The organism is Bacillus timonensis, assembly GCF_000285535.1.
Classification (GTDB): domain Bacteria; phylum Bacillota; class Bacilli; order Bacillales; family Bacillaceae_L; genus Ferdinandcohnia; species Ferdinandcohnia timonensis.
Genome location: NZ_HE610986.1, coordinates 813,794 through 833,505 on the forward strand (window position 1 = coordinate 813,794; position 19,712 = coordinate 833,505).

17 protein-coding genes are annotated in these 19,712 nt (G+C 41.2%); 3 read left to right on the forward strand and 14 right to left on the reverse strand.

What is annotated here, in order from left to right; translation table 11 throughout:
* Positions 1 to 189: 189 nt before the first annotated feature.
* Both BTHG_RS12605 and BTHG_RS26810 read right to left on the reverse strand, forming a co-directional pair.
* Positions 190 to 1,179: a nuclease-related domain-containing protein gene (locus BTHG_RS12605; RefSeq protein WP_083849104.1), complete on the reverse strand. Its 990-nt coding sequence runs from the start codon at positions 1,177 to 1,179 to the stop codon at positions 190 to 192.
* A gap of 222 nt (positions 1,180 to 1,401) precedes the next feature.
* Positions 1,402 to 1,545 (reverse strand): hypothetical protein, encoded by a 144-nt coding sequence (locus tag BTHG_RS26810; protein WP_157256195.1) that lies wholly within the window; start codon positions 1,543 to 1,545, stop codon positions 1,402 to 1,404.
* A 337-nt stretch (positions 1,546 to 1,882) separates the two neighbouring features.
* Between BTHG_RS26810 and BTHG_RS12625 the strand changes: the two genes are divergently transcribed.
* Entirely contained in the window at positions 1,883 to 2,815 is a 933-nt protein-coding gene (locus BTHG_RS12625; RefSeq protein ID WP_010677101.1) for an LCP family glycopolymer transferase, read from the forward strand.
* Between the two features lie 99 nt (positions 2,816 to 2,914).
* On the opposite strand, the gene BTHG_RS12630 is transcribed toward BTHG_RS12625, so the two are convergent.
* A complete protein-coding gene (locus BTHG_RS12630; protein WP_010677102.1) occupies positions 2,915 to 3,703 on the reverse strand; it encodes a hypothetical protein in 789 nt (262 codons plus the stop codon).
* 518 nt (positions 3,704 to 4,221) lie between these two features.
* Here BTHG_RS12630 and BTHG_RS12635 point away from each other — a divergent pair.
* Complete coding sequence (locus BTHG_RS12635) at positions 4,222 to 4,671, forward strand: hypothetical protein (RefSeq protein ID WP_010677103.1); 450 nt, start codon at positions 4,222 to 4,224, stop codon at positions 4,669 to 4,671.
* 259 nt (positions 4,672 to 4,930) lie between these two features.
* Entirely contained in the window at positions 4,931 to 5,329 is a 399-nt protein-coding gene (locus BTHG_RS12645) for a VOC family protein (protein ID WP_010677105.1), read from the forward strand.
* Between the two features lie 132 nt (positions 5,330 to 5,461).
* On the opposite strand, the gene BTHG_RS12650 is transcribed toward BTHG_RS12645, so the two are convergent.
* From BTHG_RS12650 to BTHG_RS12705, 11 genes are all read right to left on the reverse strand, one after another.
* Entirely contained in the window at positions 5,462 to 6,004 is a 543-nt protein-coding gene (locus BTHG_RS12650; RefSeq protein WP_010677106.1) for a nucleotidyltransferase domain-containing protein, read from the reverse strand.
* A 46-nt stretch (positions 6,005 to 6,050) separates the two neighbouring features.
* Positions 6,051 to 6,200, reverse strand: a complete 150-nt coding sequence (locus tag BTHG_RS26820; RefSeq protein WP_148361210.1) for a DUF4083 domain-containing protein — start codon at positions 6,198 to 6,200, stop codon at positions 6,051 to 6,053.
* 117 nt (positions 6,201 to 6,317) lie between these two features.
* Complete coding sequence (locus BTHG_RS12660) at positions 6,318 to 7,880, reverse strand: methyl-accepting chemotaxis protein (protein ID WP_010677107.1); 1,563 nt, start codon at positions 7,878 to 7,880, stop codon at positions 6,318 to 6,320.
* A gap of 636 nt (positions 7,881 to 8,516) precedes the next feature.
* A complete protein-coding gene (locus BTHG_RS12670) occupies positions 8,517 to 9,488 on the reverse strand; it encodes a Gfo/Idh/MocA family protein (RefSeq protein WP_010677109.1) in 972 nt (323 codons plus the stop codon).
* Between the two features lie 143 nt (positions 9,489 to 9,631).
* The gene (locus BTHG_RS12675) at positions 9,632 to 11,056 is read right to left on the reverse strand and encodes a S8 family peptidase (protein ID WP_010677110.1); all 1,425 of its coding nucleotides are present in this window, start codon (positions 11,054 to 11,056) and stop codon (positions 9,632 to 9,634) included.
* A gap of 215 nt (positions 11,057 to 11,271) precedes the next feature.
* Positions 11,272 to 11,400 (reverse strand): hypothetical protein, encoded by a 129-nt coding sequence (locus tag BTHG_RS27675; protein ID WP_269719495.1) that lies wholly within the window; start codon positions 11,398 to 11,400, stop codon positions 11,272 to 11,274.
* 128 nt (positions 11,401 to 11,528) lie between these two features.
* A complete protein-coding gene (locus BTHG_RS12685) occupies positions 11,529 to 11,903 on the reverse strand; it encodes a hypothetical protein (RefSeq protein WP_010677111.1) in 375 nt (124 codons plus the stop codon).
* Positions 11,904 to 12,262: 359 nt separating this feature from the next.
* Positions 12,263 to 13,327, reverse strand: coding sequence for an SEC-C metal-binding domain-containing protein (locus BTHG_RS12690; protein WP_010677112.1), 1,065 nt, complete (start codon positions 13,325 to 13,327; stop codon positions 12,263 to 12,265).
* Between the two features lie 374 nt (positions 13,328 to 13,701).
* The gene (locus BTHG_RS26285) at positions 13,702 to 19,248 is read right to left on the reverse strand and encodes a LysM peptidoglycan-binding domain-containing protein (protein ID WP_083849107.1); all 5,547 of its coding nucleotides are present in this window, start codon (positions 19,246 to 19,248) and stop codon (positions 13,702 to 13,704) included.
* Positions 19,208 to 19,393, reverse strand: a complete 186-nt coding sequence (locus BTHG_RS12700) for a YvrJ family protein (protein WP_010677114.1) — start codon at positions 19,391 to 19,393, stop codon at positions 19,208 to 19,210. Before BTHG_RS12700 ends, BTHG_RS26285 begins: the two co-directional genes overlap by 41 nt.
* Before the next feature lie 100 nt (positions 19,394 to 19,493).
* On the reverse strand, positions 19,494 to 19,709 hold the full coding sequence (locus BTHG_RS12705; RefSeq protein ID WP_010677115.1) for a DUF2922 domain-containing protein: 216 nt from the start codon (positions 19,707 to 19,709) through the stop codon (positions 19,494 to 19,496).
* Between the last annotated feature and the right edge of the window lie 3 nt (positions 19,710 to 19,712).

The following is a 19,712-nucleotide window of genomic DNA, read 5'->3' on the forward strand; positions in this document are numbered from 1 at the left end:
TCACATTTGCGTCTCCCACGATTTTGCGTCGATTTTCCCACATTTGCGTCGGTTTTCTCACATTTGCGTCTCCCCAGCGATTTTTGCGTCTGATTAGTCATTTACATAATTAAAACAGCCAGCTTCCCCTTTGCCGGCTGTCATTTATCTTATCGATTCAATCCTTACCCTACTTACTAAATGAAATACTTAGTGATCTTTACACATATCCATTAACTTCTCTAGAGAAATCGTGTACGTAGTCCCCTTCTTGTTCCCTGTTTTTTCAAGACCCATTGATAGCAAAATCTTGGTGGCCACTGTCCTTGATGGTAACAACAGGAACTCCCTTAACTTTTTATTAGTCATTTTATTATCAATCAACAAAAAGTAATCGAGTACGGCCTTTATATGTGCATTTGTCGAAGTATGTCCACAGTTTATACAACACCATTTTCCCTGTGAACGCTTCATGGGAGGAACATCACATTGTGGGCAAAAGACTCCATTTACTAGATCACTTTCTTGAATACCAAACGTTTGTAAAATGTTGGTATCCAAAGGTGTATGAATCTTTTTTAATAGTTTCACTAACCTTTGCAATTGTTTGTTGTCCAATACTACTTTCTTATGTTTCTTTTCGTATTGTTCCATTTTTGAAATTAGGCTCGGGGCACGAATGATGTTCTTTGCTCCTGGATGATAATCAGATGTACTAATACTTGTTGAAGGGTTTGTAATTACAACGAGTGATTCAATCGGAGGAACTGCGATTTTATGCGTCTCTATTAACCTTTCGAGTTGAAGACGATGACGATGCAATTGAGTGAGCGGACATGTATAGGTTTTTTTTACGTCCCCATTCGTTTGGTGCATTTGTTCAAAGTGGTGGTCGAAGTGTAGTTCTCCTTTGTGGTTTTTTGCGTCTACATCAAGTACAAAGTACGGGGAAATGATGAAAGAATCTATTTCAAAATAAGTATTTGTTGAGTGGTCAGGTAAGCGAAGGCCATTTAGAATGCAGTATTTCTTATCAGGGAAAAACTTCAAATAATAATCTAAATTCTTTTCTCCATTATAGCCGCTGATGTGTAACCTATGATTTTCATCTACAGCCTCGTATTTCGGATGTTTGGTTGATATTCTCCTCCTTAGCGCTTCTGTTTTTTTAATTTTAAGTGACTTTTCTCGTTTCCTTATTTTACCTCAACTCCTTAATCTTAATCTCCGAATAAATTCGATGTTTTTCTTCAAAATCCTTCTTTATTTGACCCTTTTTATATGTTTTGTAACTGTATATTTTGTAAAGGATGGGGAAAGTTAGTAGCACTATGTCGATGATATTTAGTCTTCTCAGATGTTTTATTTGCTGATAGTCCATCTTTTGCTTTTAAACTCTGGGATTTGCATCGATTTCCTGATTTATGCATCTGCACTAACATTTTTGCGTCTCCTGACCATTTTTTGCGTCTGCACCAACATATTTGCGTCAGCCTGCTCATTTTTTGCGTCTACACCAAAATATTTGCGTCTCCTGACCATTTTTTGCGTCTGCACTAACCACATTTGCGTCTCTTACCCTTTTTTTGCGTCTGCACCAACACATTTGCGTCTCCTGCCCGATTTTTGCGTCTGCACCAACTTATTTGCGTCTCCTGCCCGATTTTTGCGTCTAAACCAACTTATTTGCGTCTCCTGCCTGATTTTTGCGTCTAAACCACCATATTTGCACCACCTGCCCATTTTTTGCGTCTGCCGCCGACATGTCTTCCCTCCTTCGACAAACATCGAGCAACATAGACATTTTTTTATCGCCAAAGTGAAACTTTTTCTGGTCTCATACGTCTAATCTATTGTGTAGTTTTTTATCAGCTATTATTCTACTAAAAAGGTGTTGATAAATATGAGTCGAACAGAGCGCCATTCGAAAAAGCAGACTAAACGAAAATGGCCGAAAGTTATTGGAATCATTGCTCTTGTTTTATTGGTAGCCATCGGTGGATACGCCGTTTATTTATATCAATCCGTGGCAAGTACGGTTGGAAAAATGCATGAGGACAGAGGTCCTTCTGACAAACGTGTGGAACAAATCGATATTAGCAAAAAGGACCCGATTTCTATCCTTCTTATGGGTGTCGACGAACGTTCAGGCGACAAGGGTCGTACCGATACGTTAATTGTGGTTTCTGTTAATCCAAAGACCAATTCCATGCAAATGCTAAGTATCCCGCGTGATACTCGTGTTGAAATCGTAGGTAAAGGCACTCAGGATAAAATTAACCATGCATACGCATTTGGTGGCGTGGACATGACAATTAATACCGTTGAGAACTTTTTAGATGTGCCAATTGACTATTATGTGAAGGTGAACATGGAAGGTCTTCAACAAATTGTTGATGCACTTGGCGGTGTTCAGGTGAACAACACATTCGCGTTCTCTTATGATGGTGCATCATTTGCTGAGGGTCCACAGACCTTAAACGGACAACAAGCTCTTAAATACGCAAGGATGCGTTATGATGATCCTCGCGGTGACTTTGGTAGACAGGACCGCCAGAAGCAGGTTATCCAAGGGATTATCGATAAAGGCGCAAGCTTCACTTCTGTAACAAAAATTGATGATATTCTTGGAGCACTTGGCAACAACGTCACAACCGATATTTCTTTTGACGAAATGAAAACTATTCAAGCGAACTATAAAGATGCTCGCCATAACATCGAACAGTACAGCATTAACGGTGTTGGTAAAACCCTAGACAGATGGTACTACATCGTGTCTGAAGATGAACGCCAAGCCGTCTCAGCTCGCTTGAAAAAACACTTGGAAATTGAATAAACGTATACAAAAGACAGATGAAAATCTGTCTTTTTTGTTGAGTTTCTATTCTAATATCCAATTGCTTCAGATCATGGATGATTAGTCCGCCATCCCACACTAGGATAATGTACTCAACTTGATGTCGTATGGTCGATTGAAAAGATTCTTCAACCATATAACAGTCGGATGGTCTTTATATTCTTTTGCCTTGAAAACTCTTGAATTCACTAGGATTAAACCATAATCCCTTAATTGCCCCTGCCCTAGTATTAAATAAAAAGCGAATGGTTCGTTTGTATCATACTGAATTCTAATTAAATTTCCTGTTCCTTTTAGAAGCTCTTCCTTTTCCTCTTGTAAGAACTTCAAATTCATCTGGTCATACATATAGTGTCTTCTTATTTTTTCAAAGATCGTATCTGCAAGTGTGGCAAAATCTGCAACAGATGTAAGTATTTTATCTCCTTGTCTTTGCCCCTCAACAATTCCAACTAATCCAAATAGTTGGGAGTTTCGGTCAACACCGTATTTTTTTGATTTCTTTTTAAGAGGATTCTCCCATTCTCTTGCGTAGGATGTATGAGAAGGGGATAGGAATACCCTACCTACCGTGCCGATTGGCTTCTCCTTTAATTCATTCACCATACTTTCAATAGAGTCAGCTATTGGTGATAAATATCCACTACTGTTTATATCGAACATTGAACCATTGGTTGCATGAACATCAATATAAAAATCATATTTACTTCCTAAATTTGGACCAGATACCAAGTCAGGTGTTCTACGGTAAGAATCCGATTGAAATGTTATAAAGTCAGAGGAACCTTCAGCTCTTTTTATGTTCGGACATTTTAAACGTTTTAAAGCCTTCATAGCAATTTTTATTGATTTTTGATCATTATTCATCTCATATTAATGTAGTAAAGAAAATCTAAAAACCTACTACACCATCCTCCTATGTATCAATTTGTACACATCAAATAGTGAAAGTAAAACAAAAGTATCACTTCAACCAAATTTTAAAGTTAATTAGGATTGATTTACCACTCAAACTGGTATATTAAGAAGACTCAGAATCCAATTTTCATTTTTTCAAGGTACTAGATATTAACATAAATTTTTATATCAATTTAATCTTCCACTCATTAAACCAGGTTAAAGTCATTATGAATATTCTACTATATTCATTTTCTTTTTCCTTTGAAAAAGTTATTTACTCTTTGACCAAATGATCAAAAGTCCAAGAAACAATGTAAGTCCCCATATTTCTAATTATCAAAACTCTCAACGTTCATGAATTAATTTCTCAAAACCAGTTGATTGATTTACATGTTTCCCTCCTTTTTCCACATACTAATGGGACACGGGGACAGGTTCGTTGTCCCACAAGGTACGAGGATTTCGTCCCAAAGGAGGTACTTATTATGAAAATCAAATTATGGTTAAGTATAGCATTATTTTTTATTTTAATTTCTCCAGCATCGGCTGCGGAAAAGTCGCCGTTTTTTGGGGTGAGTGCGACGGTGGTGCAGGTGGAGGAAGGCACGTTTGAAGTAACAACGAAGGGTGAAGAAGAAAGCGAAGGATTTGTTTTTTCTCCTGAAGGGGTTAAGGGTGGAGAAACAATTTTGTTTGAAGTGCAAGTTAAGGGCGAAGGTGCAGTCTATTTGCTTGTGGACGAAACCAATGCGCGGGGAACTTTTTTAGCAGAGACCGTATCACCGGTGATTGGTCTGCATGACCCGTGGCGGACAATTCAGCTCGAAGTTGAACTGCAAGACACCACCTCCCAAATCGATGCGATGGTGCTAACGAACAAACAGGAGAAAACAAAATTTATGTTTCGCAACGTTAAAATAAGCACAAAAGAGTAATGGGCGCCTACCCAGGTCGTACAAGAAATAAAACATCACATGAACTAGCAGTCGAATTCGTAGCTGAATTTGACTGCTTTTTATGTTGGCACTATGAGAAAGTTAAGGTAATTATGAGTATAATGGCACTCAAATTTGCACCTCTTTTAATAGCACGGAGCATGATTGTTTCATCAAACAAATAAATATTTGCCAGGGTAAAGGGATTATGAATCAATGTATAGAAAATATATATAAATTGTATTGGAGGGGGATTGAAATGGTATTTGAAGTAACTACTCAAGTACGTGTATCGAATATTGAAGAAGGACAGAAGTGGTATGAAACACTATTTCATAGAAAACCCGACTTCATTCCACACGATGATTTTGTAGAGTGGAAACTGATTCCTGGTTGTTGGTTACAAGTTGCAGAAGGTACTCTTACTGAAGGAAATGGCCCCTTACGTTTAGGTGTTACAAATATCGAAGCTGAAAGAGAAAGACTTATAAAAGAACTCCAAATTGATTACTTTGAAATACACTCAAGACCCGAAGTCCCAGTTAGATGGGGAACATTTTCTGATCCTTGGGGAAATCTTATTGGATTTTATGAATACTTGGATAAGGCTGAAGAACAAAAGCAGATAAACACTATTTTAGGGAACGTTGAAGCTTAATCCAATTGCACGCACTGTTACTTTAGTTGAACAAGCTATCATATAGAAAAATGTTCAGGGTTTTCGCCCTGAACATTTTCTTTGTCCATTATATTGTTTTGTTCATCCAAATATCCTTCAAAACAAAACCCGTTAAGAATACTTTTTCAACACCTCTTGAACTCGTTCCTTTATGGCGTTTGGCAACGGCTGGCCCAATGCTTTCTCCAATAGCCTTGGATGCCTCACTCCATTCTTTTTAAAATAATCCTCAATCATTATCGCTTTTTCTTGTTTATTTGGGATTAACCAATACAGAACATACCAATCTTCGAGCGAACTCAAAGGAATCCCATCAATTCTCTCCACAACCGAGTTCTCATCAAATTGCAACCGATAGATTCCTTCATTATGTTGAATGGCAAATCCGCCCATGCTATCGATATCCACCTTGCCAATCTTGAATTTTGAAAAATGCACCGTACGAAACGGAGAAAAGGATTTTGCCTCTTTTGAAGTCCCCATCGAAGATAGAATTTCGTTAAGCACGGCCTCATCCTCTTCTTTTACTAATAAATCAATATCATTTGGGTGCTCAATAAGACTATGAAAGTTGAGTAAAAGGGAGCCACCAACACCCCATGTAAGCTTTCGATTACCAATTTTAGTCACGATTTCCTTTACAGTTTCAAACACGTGTGAATCCCTCCAAAAAGAAAGACTTGAGATCATCTCCCAAGTCTTACTCTCCTTTTTTCGCTATTTCATCAAGTTTTGCTTCAATACGTTTTACCCGCTTTGAAGTTCGAACAACATAAACTAGTATTGCAACAAAGCTTATTGGAACTAAAAGAGCGAACAATTGAAAAAGAATGTCTCCGATATGTAACACCGTGGGGTTTCCCCTCTCTTTTTTCCTACACTATATCACGGGACATGGGGACAGGTCCATTGACCCACCGGGACAACAAACCTGTCCCTCTGTCCCAAGGAAGAAACCGCTATCCACTTATTTCAATTTAAATCCTTGGATTAATGCGTTGAGTTCGCCGGCGTTTTCTTCGAGCTGTTTTGCGCTTTTTGTGACTTCTTCCATTGAGCTGCTGGATTGTTGAGCGGTTGCGGATACTTCTTCTACTCCTGCCGCTGATTCTTCTGCCACAGCCGCAATTCCTTCGATAGCTCCGCTGATTTCCCTTGTATCATCAAGCACACTATAGAGTGAGCTTGACATAGCCTCGATTTGCGTTCCAATCTCGTCGATTGTCCGCTTCAACTCATTAAATGTTTTTCCAGTTGTTTGAATTTGTGCTGTTCCTTCTTCGACTGATTGGTACCCGTCATCTAAGGATTGTACGACCTGCTTGGATTCATTTTGAATGTCTTTTACAATGGCAGTAATCTCCGAAACGGAATTGCCAACTTGTTCTGCAAGCTTTCGCACCTCGTCCGCGACAACGGCAAAGCCTCGACCATGTTCACCTGCGCGTGCTGCTTCAATTGCTGCATTTAGTGCTAAAAGATTCGTTTGTCCGGCAATTTCCTGAATCACATTCACTAGCTTTGTAATTTCATTCGTTTTGTTATCTAAGCCAACAACCATCGCGTGAGATTGCTTCATTTTTTCATTGATACTGTTCATCTGTTGAATCGATGACTCCATATAGGCACTACCATCGTTTGTCATCGTGAGCATCCCTTGGGATTGCCCCTTAATGTCATCACCTTTGACCGCAACTTTCATAATCTCCTCAGAGAACCCGGACATTTTTTCAATTAACGTCGTTGATGAAGTGGCCTGGTCCTCAGCCCCACGGGAAAGTTCCTCCATTGTGACGGCAATTTGCTGACTGCCAGCCATGACCTCATCCGCATACTGGGTCAACTCTTCACTTTGGCCGGTCACATTCTCAGAAACAACGCCCATTTGCGTAACCATACCTCGTAAGTTTTCATTCATATCATTAACCGCTGTAACGAGCTGGCCAATTTCGTCCTTTAGCTTCGTTTTAATTGGTTCAGCTTGCAGTTCACCGCTTGAAATAGCCTTCATCCGGTTTGCGACCTTTTTCACCGGTCTTGCAATCATTACAGACGTAAAGATTGAAATAAGCAATCCTAAGATGATCACTAATACCGTAACCACCAGTCCTACAGTGTTCGCTGATTGGCCGTATTTTACAACATCTTCTCCAGTGGAGACAATCTGTCTTTCTCGGTCTTTTGAAAGCTTCTCTACACGCTCCATTAAGCCCCTTGCTGTTGGCTGAATAATCGTTTGCAGATTGTGCTTCGCAAGCTCTGTTTTCCCACTCTCATACGGGATAAACACATCATTTTTAATCATATCACGCCATTTTTTCGTATCTTTTAAAAGGCCGTCTACTTCTTTTATCTTCATTGAACTTAAGTTTCGATTCGTTAAATCAAACTCTACCGAATAGAGATCATAATCATTTCTATACGATGTTTCTCCGTAAAGCACATACGCTCTCGCAAGCCCAATACTCTGTGCAATATTGTATTTTAAACTATCATATTCAAGCAAGACGGTAAGTTCTTTAGAAACCATATCATCCGTCTGCTGATTCATATTGGATACTGCCAAAAAATTATAGGTCGCTAGGACTATAGTCAGGATAATAATGGTAAAAAAGCTAGTAAATAATCTGGTGCGAATACTCTTCATCTGTCGTACCTCTTTCATGTAGGAATACGCAAAAAACAAGACCAATCCTGGTAGAATGGCCCATAAGTTTGCCTTTTTTCATATACAAATTTTCTCCTATTAGTATATAAGTTTTCCAATCTTTCAACAACACCCACACCAAACTTCCTATTACTTTTTCACCACTAAATCTAACAACAACCTCAAAAAATCATCCTTACTCGCCGGTAACACCTCTGGCAACTCACCATTCACATTCACCTTCATCATCCTAATCCCTCCATTGGAACCAGGGGGACGGTTCTCCTGGTTCACTTTTTTAACGTTCCGGGGTGCGTGGGGTCAGGTTCCTTATCCTACTGGGACGATAAACCTGTCCCTCTGTCCCAGCGAGAATGAACCTGACCTTCTGTCCCAACTAGTAATCTAGTATTGCCAGGTTTTTAATAGATATTCATTTTTAGTAGAAATAATTTTGATAGATTCGGGGAGGGTCCACTAAAAAAAGAGGAAGAAAAAAAGCCAGCTCATGGGCTGACTTTAGTGATGTACCTGGGCTAGCGCCTGCTCGATCACACGCATATTTTTTATTGTTTCTTCGGCACTGTACATCGGCAGTTTATTTGAAAGAACAGATTCTGCAAAATGCTCAACTTGAAGCTTGTACTGGTCACCTTGAACGGTTTCTTCACGCTGACCGGCTTCTGTATTTACGACTAGCACAGCATTTCCGGCTTGATTGTCTGGACGGAAAGCATGTTTGGCTATAATAGAACCTTTTGTACCGACTACTTCATATGACTCCTTAAATGGCTGCTCGAAACTGCAGTCAAAATTCGCAATTACGCCACTTTCAAACTTTAATGTACCCGCCACGGTTAAATCGACTCCATGTGTCTGATGAATATTCGCTGTTGCTTTCACCTCAACTGGTTCTTCACCTGTAATCAATCGACTCGCATGAATACAGTAGCAGCCCACATCATACAACACTCCACCGCCAAGATCCTTATTAAGCCTAATGTTATCAGACTGTAAATCTAGGAAAAAGGAGAAAGTCAAACGAATCAACTTCACATCGCCAATTTCACCTGCTGTAATCATTTCCTTTACACGGTTATGCTGTGGATGGAATTGATACATGAAGGCTTCCATAAAAATCACATTGTTTTCTTTAAAAACTGCCACCATTTCTTCTACATCTTGTGAGGTCAGAGCTGCTGGTTTTTCACAAAGTACATGCTTACCATGTTTCGCAGCTTCAATCGCCCATTGTTTATGCAATTGATTTGGGAGCGGAATATACACCGCATCAATTTCTGGGTCATTCAATAAATCTATGTATGATTCATAATGCTTTGGGATGCCAAGCTCTGCAGCAAATTCTTTCGCCTTTCCGCTTTCACTCGCAACAGCCACAACCTCTGCATTATGTGCACGCTCAATCGCTGGAATCAATGCATTTTTGGCAATTTTTGCAGTTGATAAAACACCAAAACGAACCTTTGTCATTTGAAAACCTCCTTGTTTAGAAACTCATCAAAACCATATTCTCATATTTTAGGAGATTATGAAAGGGCTTTATTTTCCTACAGTTTTTTTCGAAATCCCCATAAAAAAAGCGAACCCAGATAAACCAGGTTCGCCCTTCCACCTTATTTTAATGCATCATATGCATCTAAATGTCCGTTTCCGAAAAACTGTTTATCACTGCCTTTTACAGGGTCAACCGCCTTTTTATAAAGAAGGTCTTGAAGCTTTGCTGGTGTCATCTTTCCGTACTTATCAATGAGTAGTGCTGCAACCGCTGAAACTTTCGGCGTTGCCATTGATGTACCGATTGACCAGTACCAGCCACCAGTATTACTTGCACTCAAGTTGAATTCCGTTTCAAACAAACGCTTCGCAAGGTATTCATCAAACCTACCTTCAGCTGCATATTGATCATATAATCTCGCATCTCCACCGACAGCAGCGATATCAACGAAGCCAGGTCCGTAGTTCGAGTAGTTTGCTAGCACATCTTTAGGTCCAGTTGCTGATACAGTTACCACACCAGGAATTGTACCAGGAACCTCAAAACCAGCACCAACAAAATACAAACCATCGCCAGCATATTCGTTATTCAAGAAATTCATTACTTCTTTCTTATTTGTCGCATTAATTCCATCATTTCCAGCTGCGACAACAACAAGTGAGCCCTTATTTGTTACATATTCAACAGCTCGTTTATATGCTTTAAAATCGGCAACATCATTACCGAGATTTTCCTTCTTACCAGTCACAGGGTCTACATAAAAAGTTTGACCGATTACGTCAAAACCACCTAAGCTCATTGAGATAACATCTACTCCATCATTTGCTGCCGCAATCATTGCCGCATAAATCCAGGCTGATTCAGCAGAGCCAGTACCGAATACACGATACGCACGGATCCCTGTGTCAGGAGCAACTCCAAGCATGGCGCCGTTTCCTGCAATTGAACCTGCTACATGGCTTCCGTGTCCATGGAGGTCATCAAATGCATTAGGATCTCCTGTTTCATATGGTTCCTCTCCTTGGAAACCACCAGCCGGAACAAAGTTTTTTGAACCAGGTAATAGGTTCTTCACTAAGTCACGGTGATCACGGTCGATCCCTGTATCAACGATTCCCACAACCACATCATGTGAACCCGTTCCTAATTCATAGCTGGCACCATCATTTGTGATGCGTTGAATATCCCATTGTAAATCCCATAAAGCCGCATTGGCAGGGTTCACACCCTCCGCTTTAATTTGCTGTGATTCCGGAAGATTCCATGAAATCGATGGATTAGCCGCACTCACCCCTGCGATTCCTTTCAGCTTTGAAAAATCAGCTGTTGAAGCTTTTACTTGTGCGAAACCAATTTCCGGAACCGTGTAAACCACTTCACCACCAAATTTGCTAACATCCTTAGCGAAGCTAGCTGGGATACTGTTCTTATTAAACAGTACTGAATAGTACTCTGCCTGACTGTCCTTACCACCTGCGTAAACAGACGGAAGGAAACTCAGTAACAGAGCCAAGCTTAGTAAAATTGCAAAAACTTTTTTCACGATACTCCCCCTCATACATGTTTTTGGTACATCCACACTGTATATGGATATACCTACATCCATATATTTAGACGAACTATTTCCTAATCCTTTAACATTCGTTCACCAAATACTTACAGCAATCAACCAAGGGGAGTCGAATTTTCATAAATTATGTTGCAAAAACAAAAAAAGCCAGGGTTCACCCTCTGACTTTCCGTTTACAGTTTATGAAATTATACAGATTGACACTCTTTCAATCTACCAATTAGATCCTGCATGACTTCTTCTGTTGTAATAGAAGCAGTGCCTTCTACTTTTTTCTGAATATCTATCATTATTTTTAAAAGTTGTTCGGAACTCATACCTTTTACCTACCATTCTTAGTTTCCAATTAAAATCCATTTTACACTATTCTGCAAATTTTTCAAAGGGAAATTGTGACAAGTTTGTGGCTAAATTCCAAACATTTTTTATTTGGCATTCAAAACGTTTATTCTTCTGGTGGTTGAGCCCCCAAATACATTCCCTCCGCAAATCCCGCAAACAATATATCCCCATTTTCATGAACAAACGGAACTGCTACGATTGTAAAAATTTCGCCATTCGGTCCCGGTTTTGTAACTGCCAACACCTGATCAGCCCCGGCGAATTCGTAGCCATCTTTACCTAAGTCTGCTTTCGCTTTTTTAAACACAGCCAATTTCAATGTATTCGCAACAGCTTTGTTACGCTCAGCTCCTTTTAGATAAGTTACATCACACCCGCAACCATCATCAACATCACCATGTGCAAACGCAGTGTTTCCAGGCAAGGCAAGCATCAATAGCACAAGCATACTTCCTAAAACTTTGACCATTTTACTCATTCCAAATCCTCCCTTTTCGTAGCTTCATTTCTACAAATTACACAAAAATCTGACAAATACCTTTATTTTCTGTAAAAATGAGTCTAAAGTCGGAAAGGTAGTTCTTTTGGAGCATAAAAAAACAATCCACTAAATGGATTGTTTTTGAGTGTAAACAATGTCAATACTGACTTTGTCTACATGAATTTTTAAGGCTATCTATATTTTAATTCAAGTCCCAGACTGTCTTGAAAATGTTTCTCAGACAAGGCGCGAGCGAAGACGCGAATAGAAGTTGCCTTCATGAGCGGACAAGAGAGGCAAGCAACGCAGTATGCGAGCGTTTGTCAACAGTCTGAACAATCCAATAAATGGATTGTTTACTCAGCAGCCTCAATTTGTTGTTTTTCGTATTCCGCAATTTCATCTTGAAGGACTTTTTCAAGTTCTTTAAACTTAGACGAAATACTGCTTGATGATACATCGTATTCTTCAGCAAGTTCTTCTTGAGTAGAGATGCTGTCATTCGGATATATTTTTTCAACCATATAGACCAAAGCCGCTTCATATATGCCTGTTTTGATGATTCTTGGATTCTTGCTGTCACAATATTTATGCCATAATGATAGTCCAATTCCAACAATATCCTCTGCGTAGCCGTACTCCTTCATCCGGATTTGAAACATTTCAGCTACCTCTTGTTGTTTTGGTGTCTTCCATTCGTAATCCTCTGCTGTTACAGCACTCTTTCCGAACATAAATACCATGAATACATTAATAAATTCTTTTGACATAAAATCAACCGGATTCGTCTCACTACTTTTTTCAAAGAGGTCAAGAATCATTTTTCGCATATCGCCTGCAAATTCTGTTGGCAATTCAAGATATGTCGGGAAAAAGATCGAGTTCGCACCTGCAGGCAGCAAAGTACCAAACACAAAATATCCTGCTTCCACACCAGTCTCCGTCTCATAAATCCTCACCTGGTGCTCCTCTTCCGTAAAAATATCACGAACCGTCATATAAGTTCTCTTCTCGTCAACCTCGGTCACGGTATAAGCAGATGGTCTAACACCTTTCCATCTCTGTAATAGGTCCCTTGTTCGTGGACGACTATATTTTGAACCGTATATATCAACATATTCTTCTAAAATGGTTTTCTCGTCAGCCGGAATTGAGCTAATCACCCAAACTCGTGAAAAGAATGAAAATAAATCGTACACGTCCTCTGGAAGTTCATCGAAAATATCGCTATACTCCTCCAGTGCTTCATCAAAAAAGTCATCGTACATATGGAGTGCATACTGAAACAAGTCATGTTGGATATCATTTAGCTCGTTCTCAACGATTTCATCAATTGATACCACTGCAGACTTTCCGCAGCATTTCTTATATTTTTTCCCACTCCCGCACGTGCAGAGGTCGTTCCGTCCAATTACCTTCATGTAAAACATTCACCTTTCTCTTCTTATCTATGACACTATCATATCATATTTTATCGGAAGGTGGTGGGGTCTATGGTTGTCCGCATTTTTCCAATTTTTTAAACATAGAAAACTCTAAAAAATACGGTTTGGCTGATAAATTGAGTTACCAGGTTGCTTCAAATTATTACGTCTAGGCCATTTGCTTGATTTACTGTCACTAATCTTAAAGATACTGCTACTATCCCAGAATTACTGTCACTAATTTAAATTTACTGCCACTATTTCAAAAATACTGTCGCTATCCCGAAATAATCTCACTAAGCCCAATCTACTGCCACTAACAAAACAAAGCAAAACCCGAATGCCCACCAAAGGCATCCGGGTCCTTACACTTATACCGGTATCTTTAACGTCTGACCGATACTTAATATGTCACTTGTTAAATTGTTGGCCGTTTTAATGGCAGTAACGGTTGTGTTATAGCGTTTGGCGATTCCGTACAAGGTATCACCGGACGCAACTGTATGAATCACAACGTTTGTTGGAACTTTTAACACTTGCCCGACATAGATCATATCACTTGTTAAGTTGTTAGCCGTTTTAATGGCCGTCACGGTTGTGCCATTTTTAGCAGCAATTGCCGACAATGTGTCGCCCCCGACGACTGTGTAATTTACCGTATACACAGGTGCCGCTGTCTCAGTTGCAGGAGGTGCTGGTGTCGGTGTAACAACATTTTCCGCTTCATCCGTCGGAATCCGCAACACCTGACCGACAAACAACGAATCTGTCGTCATACCGTTTGCTTCCTTCAGTTCGCTAACCGTTGTGTCGTTTCGATTTGCAATGACCCAGAGCGTATCTCCAGCTACAACTGTGTATGTTTTATAGGTTTGAACTGGCCCTGTATAAATCGGCGATACAACTGGAACGGTATTCGGCAATGTCGTTGTGTAGCTGTTCCAAACGCTTTTATTCTCCTGGCCAAGGCTCCAGTTTCCAACGCCACGAATATTGTATTTGCCAACAAGCTCAAGTTTCTTCTGAATCGACTCGTCATTTTCAAACCAAATCGTGTAGGTGCCTGGAGAAAGTGCGGCTCCATTGACAAACGTCAACGGGTCACCCGCCTTAATGGTGATCGTAGCTTTCGGTGTTTTACTCACTTCATCAAACACAACAGTCCCATTATAGCGGTCAATCAATGTTTGAACCTGCGTGTTTGAAATGCCATAGCCGCCATAGCTTTGTCCCTCCATCCAATAGCGTCCAAAGTGCGCAATCCCCAGTACAACCTTGTCGGGTGCGACATTTTGTGCCAACGCGTACTGTATTGATTTTTCAACCCATGAATAGCTTGCAACTGAGCCTGGGTCACCGCCCTGATAGCTTTCATCGTACGCCATGATCATCAGATAATCTGCGTATTTCGCAAGATTTGTGTAGTCATACGACCCATGCCAGCCTGTCGCCCAGCCATTCGGATTTGCTGCGACAGCAACAGAAACTTCCTTTGTCGGCGGTATTTTTTCCCTTAATAACCGAACAAATTCCGTATAGTTCGCGCGGTCCGCATCTGTCACATTTTCAATATCAACATTCACACCATCGAGATTATAACGCGCGATTGCATCGGCAATTTGCTGTGCCGCAAGCTCTTTGTTTGCAAGCATCGCCCGACCCACATCGCGATTCCAATGATTGCTTAAAAATGGAACAACGCGAATACCTTGTCTATGCATCGTCTCAATAAATTTCGGGTCAACCTGGTAGGTAAGCTTCAGCGTCCCATCCGTATTTATATCAAAGTAACTTGGTGAAACAATATTCACCGCATGGCCTGTCGAATTCACGGTATTTACATATTGACTCGTGTTGCCAAAGTACATATAGCCAAGGTTGACGACCTCGCTTGCCGTAATCGGTAGGCGCAATGTTTGGTTCGGCTGAATCACATCACTTGTCATATTGTTCAACGACATCAATGAATCCACCGTTGTATTATAGCGCTTCGCCACCGCATACAAGGAGTCACCTTGTGCAACTGTGTACGAGCTCATCGAAACAGTTGTCACCTCACTCGTATTTCCTGCGGTGTCTGTTTGCCTAACCGAAGCCGATGCCACATTCGAAGCCTTGTCAACATATACATCGACTGAATAAAATCCATTCTTATCCGCATTTGCGATTCGTGTCACGAGTACATTTTTATTGGCATCAAAAAGGGATACCTCGACTTTCGCGTTCGCCTCTGCAGTTCCAATGACCGTATAAATGTACTGGAGATTTTCATAACGGAAACCATTTTTCGTTGCAACCGCATTTTCAACAACCGTATCTTTTTCAATCGTTGTCGCTTCAGCAATGCTTTTATTTCCGGCCACATCGGTTTGCCGTGCTTCAAAGGTTAACGGCCCATCCTTTAGCCCTGAAAGGTTAAAATTGGCCCCAAAAGCGCCATTTACGACTTGAGCTGTCTGCCTCACCGTTGTCGTACCATCACTTATTACCATTTCAACGGTCGCACCTTCTTCAACGCTACTGCCAGTAATTGTAAAATTGGACTGGTTCGTGGTGTTGACGTAAGAAGGCTGATTTGTGACCACCCCAGCTGGTGCAGCTGTATCTTTCTCAAGTATGAATTCTTGTGATTCCCCAACGTTTCCGGCGTTATCAGTGGCACGGAATGTGGCTGTAAGTTCGCCATCCCTCAATGTACTCAGGTCAAAAATCTCCTCAAACCTGCCATTATCATCAGTTTCAATATTTTTCGTAACCACGCTAACACCGTCAGAAATTTCGACAACAACTGTGGCGTGTGGCTCACCGACACCTCGGATTGGGTACATAAGCACATTATCCGAAAAAATCGGCAGTGGTGTTTCCAGCTGAATCGCCGCTGGCCCAACTGTATCCTTTATCAATGTTTTCGTAACAGCTGGACTCACATTTCCCGCTCGGTCAACTTGGGTCAATTCAAATGACAAATCTCCATCTGAAAAAGAGGTTAGATCAACCGGTACCCGATATTCTCCGTTTTCATTCGTGGTTGCTGTAACTGTTCTTTCCTGCCCATTTCCATTAAAAATCCGAATTTGGATGTTTGTGTTTGCCTCTGCTTTTCCGAACAGCTCGTAGTTTGCTTGATTCGTACCGGTAATAAATTCATCATTGTTAAAAATCGGTGCCGTTGGTGCTTTTGTATCTTTTTCAACCGTAGTATTGCTGACATTACTTGTGATGCCAGCTGCACTCGTTTGGAACGCCGAAATCGTTAAGCTCGTATCTAAAAGTGCACTCGCATCAACGGCAACATTGTATTCCCCGTTTTGATTGGCTGTTGTTGATGTGATGATATCAGGGTTCACCCCGTCAGACACTGTGATATCAACAGTTGTTCCTGGCTGTGCGATTCCAAAAATGTGATAGCTTTCTGCCGTTTTGCTGTTAATCATCTCCGTATTACTAATCACCGGAGGCGGAAGGGTTGTTTCCTTCATGAGTGTTGCCTGTTCGACCTCACTGCGGTTTCCGTGCTCATCCATTGCACTTGCTGTGATAAATATTTCTCCGTCATTTAGGTTGCGAAGGTCAACATTTGTCGTAAACTCCCCATTTTCATTTGCGACAGCCTCCACCGTCATTTCTGGATTCACTCCGTCAGATAGCACAATTTGTACAGTTGAACCTGAATCTGCTATTCCACGCAATGTATAGCTATTTGCGTTTTGTGTTGTGATGTTTTGCTTCGTATCCAGAACAGGCTCAGCTATGAAGGTATCTTTAGTGATTGTCACTTGCTGCGGGTCAGAGCTGTTTTGTGCTTCATCAGTTGTAATCGCAGTAAGTGTAATATTTCCGTCTTTTAAACCAGATAAATTCAGTGCCGACCGGAATGCACCGTTTTCGTTTGTCGTTATTTTTGTGTCCACTCTATTGTTGGCGCCATCTGTAGCGCGAATGGTTATGGTCGCATTTGGCTCAGCATTTCCCACGAGCGTAAACTCTGCCACATTTTTACCCGTAATATCTTGAAGTTCTTGAAAAACGGGAGCCTCGACCGTTGTATCCTTTTTCACAGTCAGTTTTGTCATGCCACTTTCGTTTCCGGACGAATCAATCGCTTTCGTCGTAATCGAAATCGGGCCATCGCGCAATTTTCCTAAATTGACAATTGCACTAAATTCCCCTTTTTCATTCGCAAGAACTTCGGTCGTAATCGGAGCATTCACTCCATCAAAAAAGACAATTTGCACGCGTGATGCAGGTTCTGCTGTTCCTTTCACAGGATAAGCAGTAGCAGACTGACGGTTCATGATTTGCGTATTAATGATGTTTGGTGCATCGGTTTTTGTATCTTTTTTAATCGTTTGAGTTGCTACTACGCTCTTGTTACCAGCTTCGTCCGTGGCAGTTGCTGTGATTGTTAACGAGCCGTCTTGCAGATTGGATACGTCAATTTTGGTACCAAAGGTGCCATTTTGATTTGCCTTTACCTGTATCGTTTTTGGCGCATTTGTCTGGTCTGTAATCGTAAGGGTCACTAATGCATTTGCTTCGGTTGTGCCGGTCACGTTGAGATTTGACTGGTTGGCTGTTGACACCAAAGGAATTGGTGCAAAAGTTGGTGCTATCGGTGCCGTTGTGTCAGCAGGCGTTTCAACAGGCGTCGGCTGCTCAGTTGGTGGTGGAGCTGTTACAGTTCCTTCAGCCGGAATCGTCAACACCTGGCCAATCGATAAGTTCGTCGTTGTTAAAGTGTTCGCTGCTTGAATGACACTCACAGTGGTGCCAAATTTTTGCGAAATACTGTATAAAGTATCGCCCGCTACGACTGTATATGTTGTAGTGGCTGGTGCTGTCGGTGCTGCCACATCCGATCCCGTTGTCCCTGGGACCTTCAATACCTGGCCAACGTTCAGCACGGTTGTCGTTAAATTATTTAGTGATTTCAACTGATCGACTGTCGTACCAAATTTCATAGAAATCCCATACAATGTATCGCCCGCCACAACGGTATACGTTGAAGTTGTTGGAGCCGGCGTTGGTGTTTCTTGCACAGGCGTAGGGGCTGGTGCCGTCACGGTTTCTTCCGCCGGTTGGGCTGTTGTTGGTGGTGGTGCGGTCGCGGTTTCTTCCACTGGCTGGGTTGTTGTCGGTTGCTCCGTCACTGTCCCTTGTGTCGGTTGGGTCGTTGTCGTGCTTGTCGCCTGCAGCTGAGGGATTCGCAACTTTTGTCCAATACTCAGCATGTCTGTTTTTAACTGGTTTGTTGTTCGTAATTGGTCGACCGTTGTGTTATAGCGCTTGGCAATGCTATAAAGTGTGTCGCCCGAACTTACGGTATATGTGAAAAACGGCAACCGTAGTTGCTGGCCAACAAACAGCATATCTGACGTCAGCCCATTGACTTTTTTAATCGAATCTACCGACACATTGTAGCGCTTGGCAATTGAGTACAACGTATCGCCCGCTTGCACCGTGTACATATCATTGACAGTCTGGGTTTGCCCGCTAATTGTCTGCGCCCCTACATTTGGCCCAGTCGCTCCTAAATAAAAGGTCGTAATCAGCATCGAACCTGCCAGTACCTTTGCAGCTCGAATCGGTATATGTGGGAACTTTTCTTTTACGAGATGACGGATTTGTGTGTTAAGGTCCTTTTTTTCCCGATAAAAATGTCCGCCAAACTCTGATGCAAATTCTGTCATTTGAGACTCCACATAAATCACTAATGTATAATCGTCTTTATTTTTCACAAGCTTGTAACCTTGAATTTCCAAACAGAACACCTCAATATTCAATGTTCTTCTTAGTTTCTCTACTTCTTTTTTATTCATTCCTTTATTTAGGTTTTCGCCCATTAAAGCCCAAACAAAAAACACCCGACTCAAGTGGTCAGGTGCTCCATCTGTTACGATATATTTTTTTCGTTTCATATGATGGATCGGCCTTCATGCTTTTTGGCAGCATTTGAATCGAGTCAATGACACTATCAAGCTTCGTTTCGATTCGATGCAACAAATAGAATGTCACGACAACCGGAAAGCCAACCTCCTGAATGAAAGGCAGTAGCTGTTCCACCGAGTTCCCTCCTTTCAAACCTAATACGATTTGGCGTTTTGTTCGAACCTCCCATTTAAAAATAAAGCCAACTCCCTATGAGAGCTGGCCCTGTTCTATATTAGATTTCAACTGCTTCAATATTGCGTTCCACAACACGAGCGCCTTTTTTCGCAGTAATCGGACCACCAGGTGTTAGAAACACATCTGATGAAACGATTAAATCCATTGCAGCCGTAACCGCTGCTGGATCAACTGGTTCCTTTGGATTTTCAATCGAAACAGTTGCTGTTTTTCCAGCCTCATTTGTAAATTGCATTTCAAGTGTTTTCGCCACTTT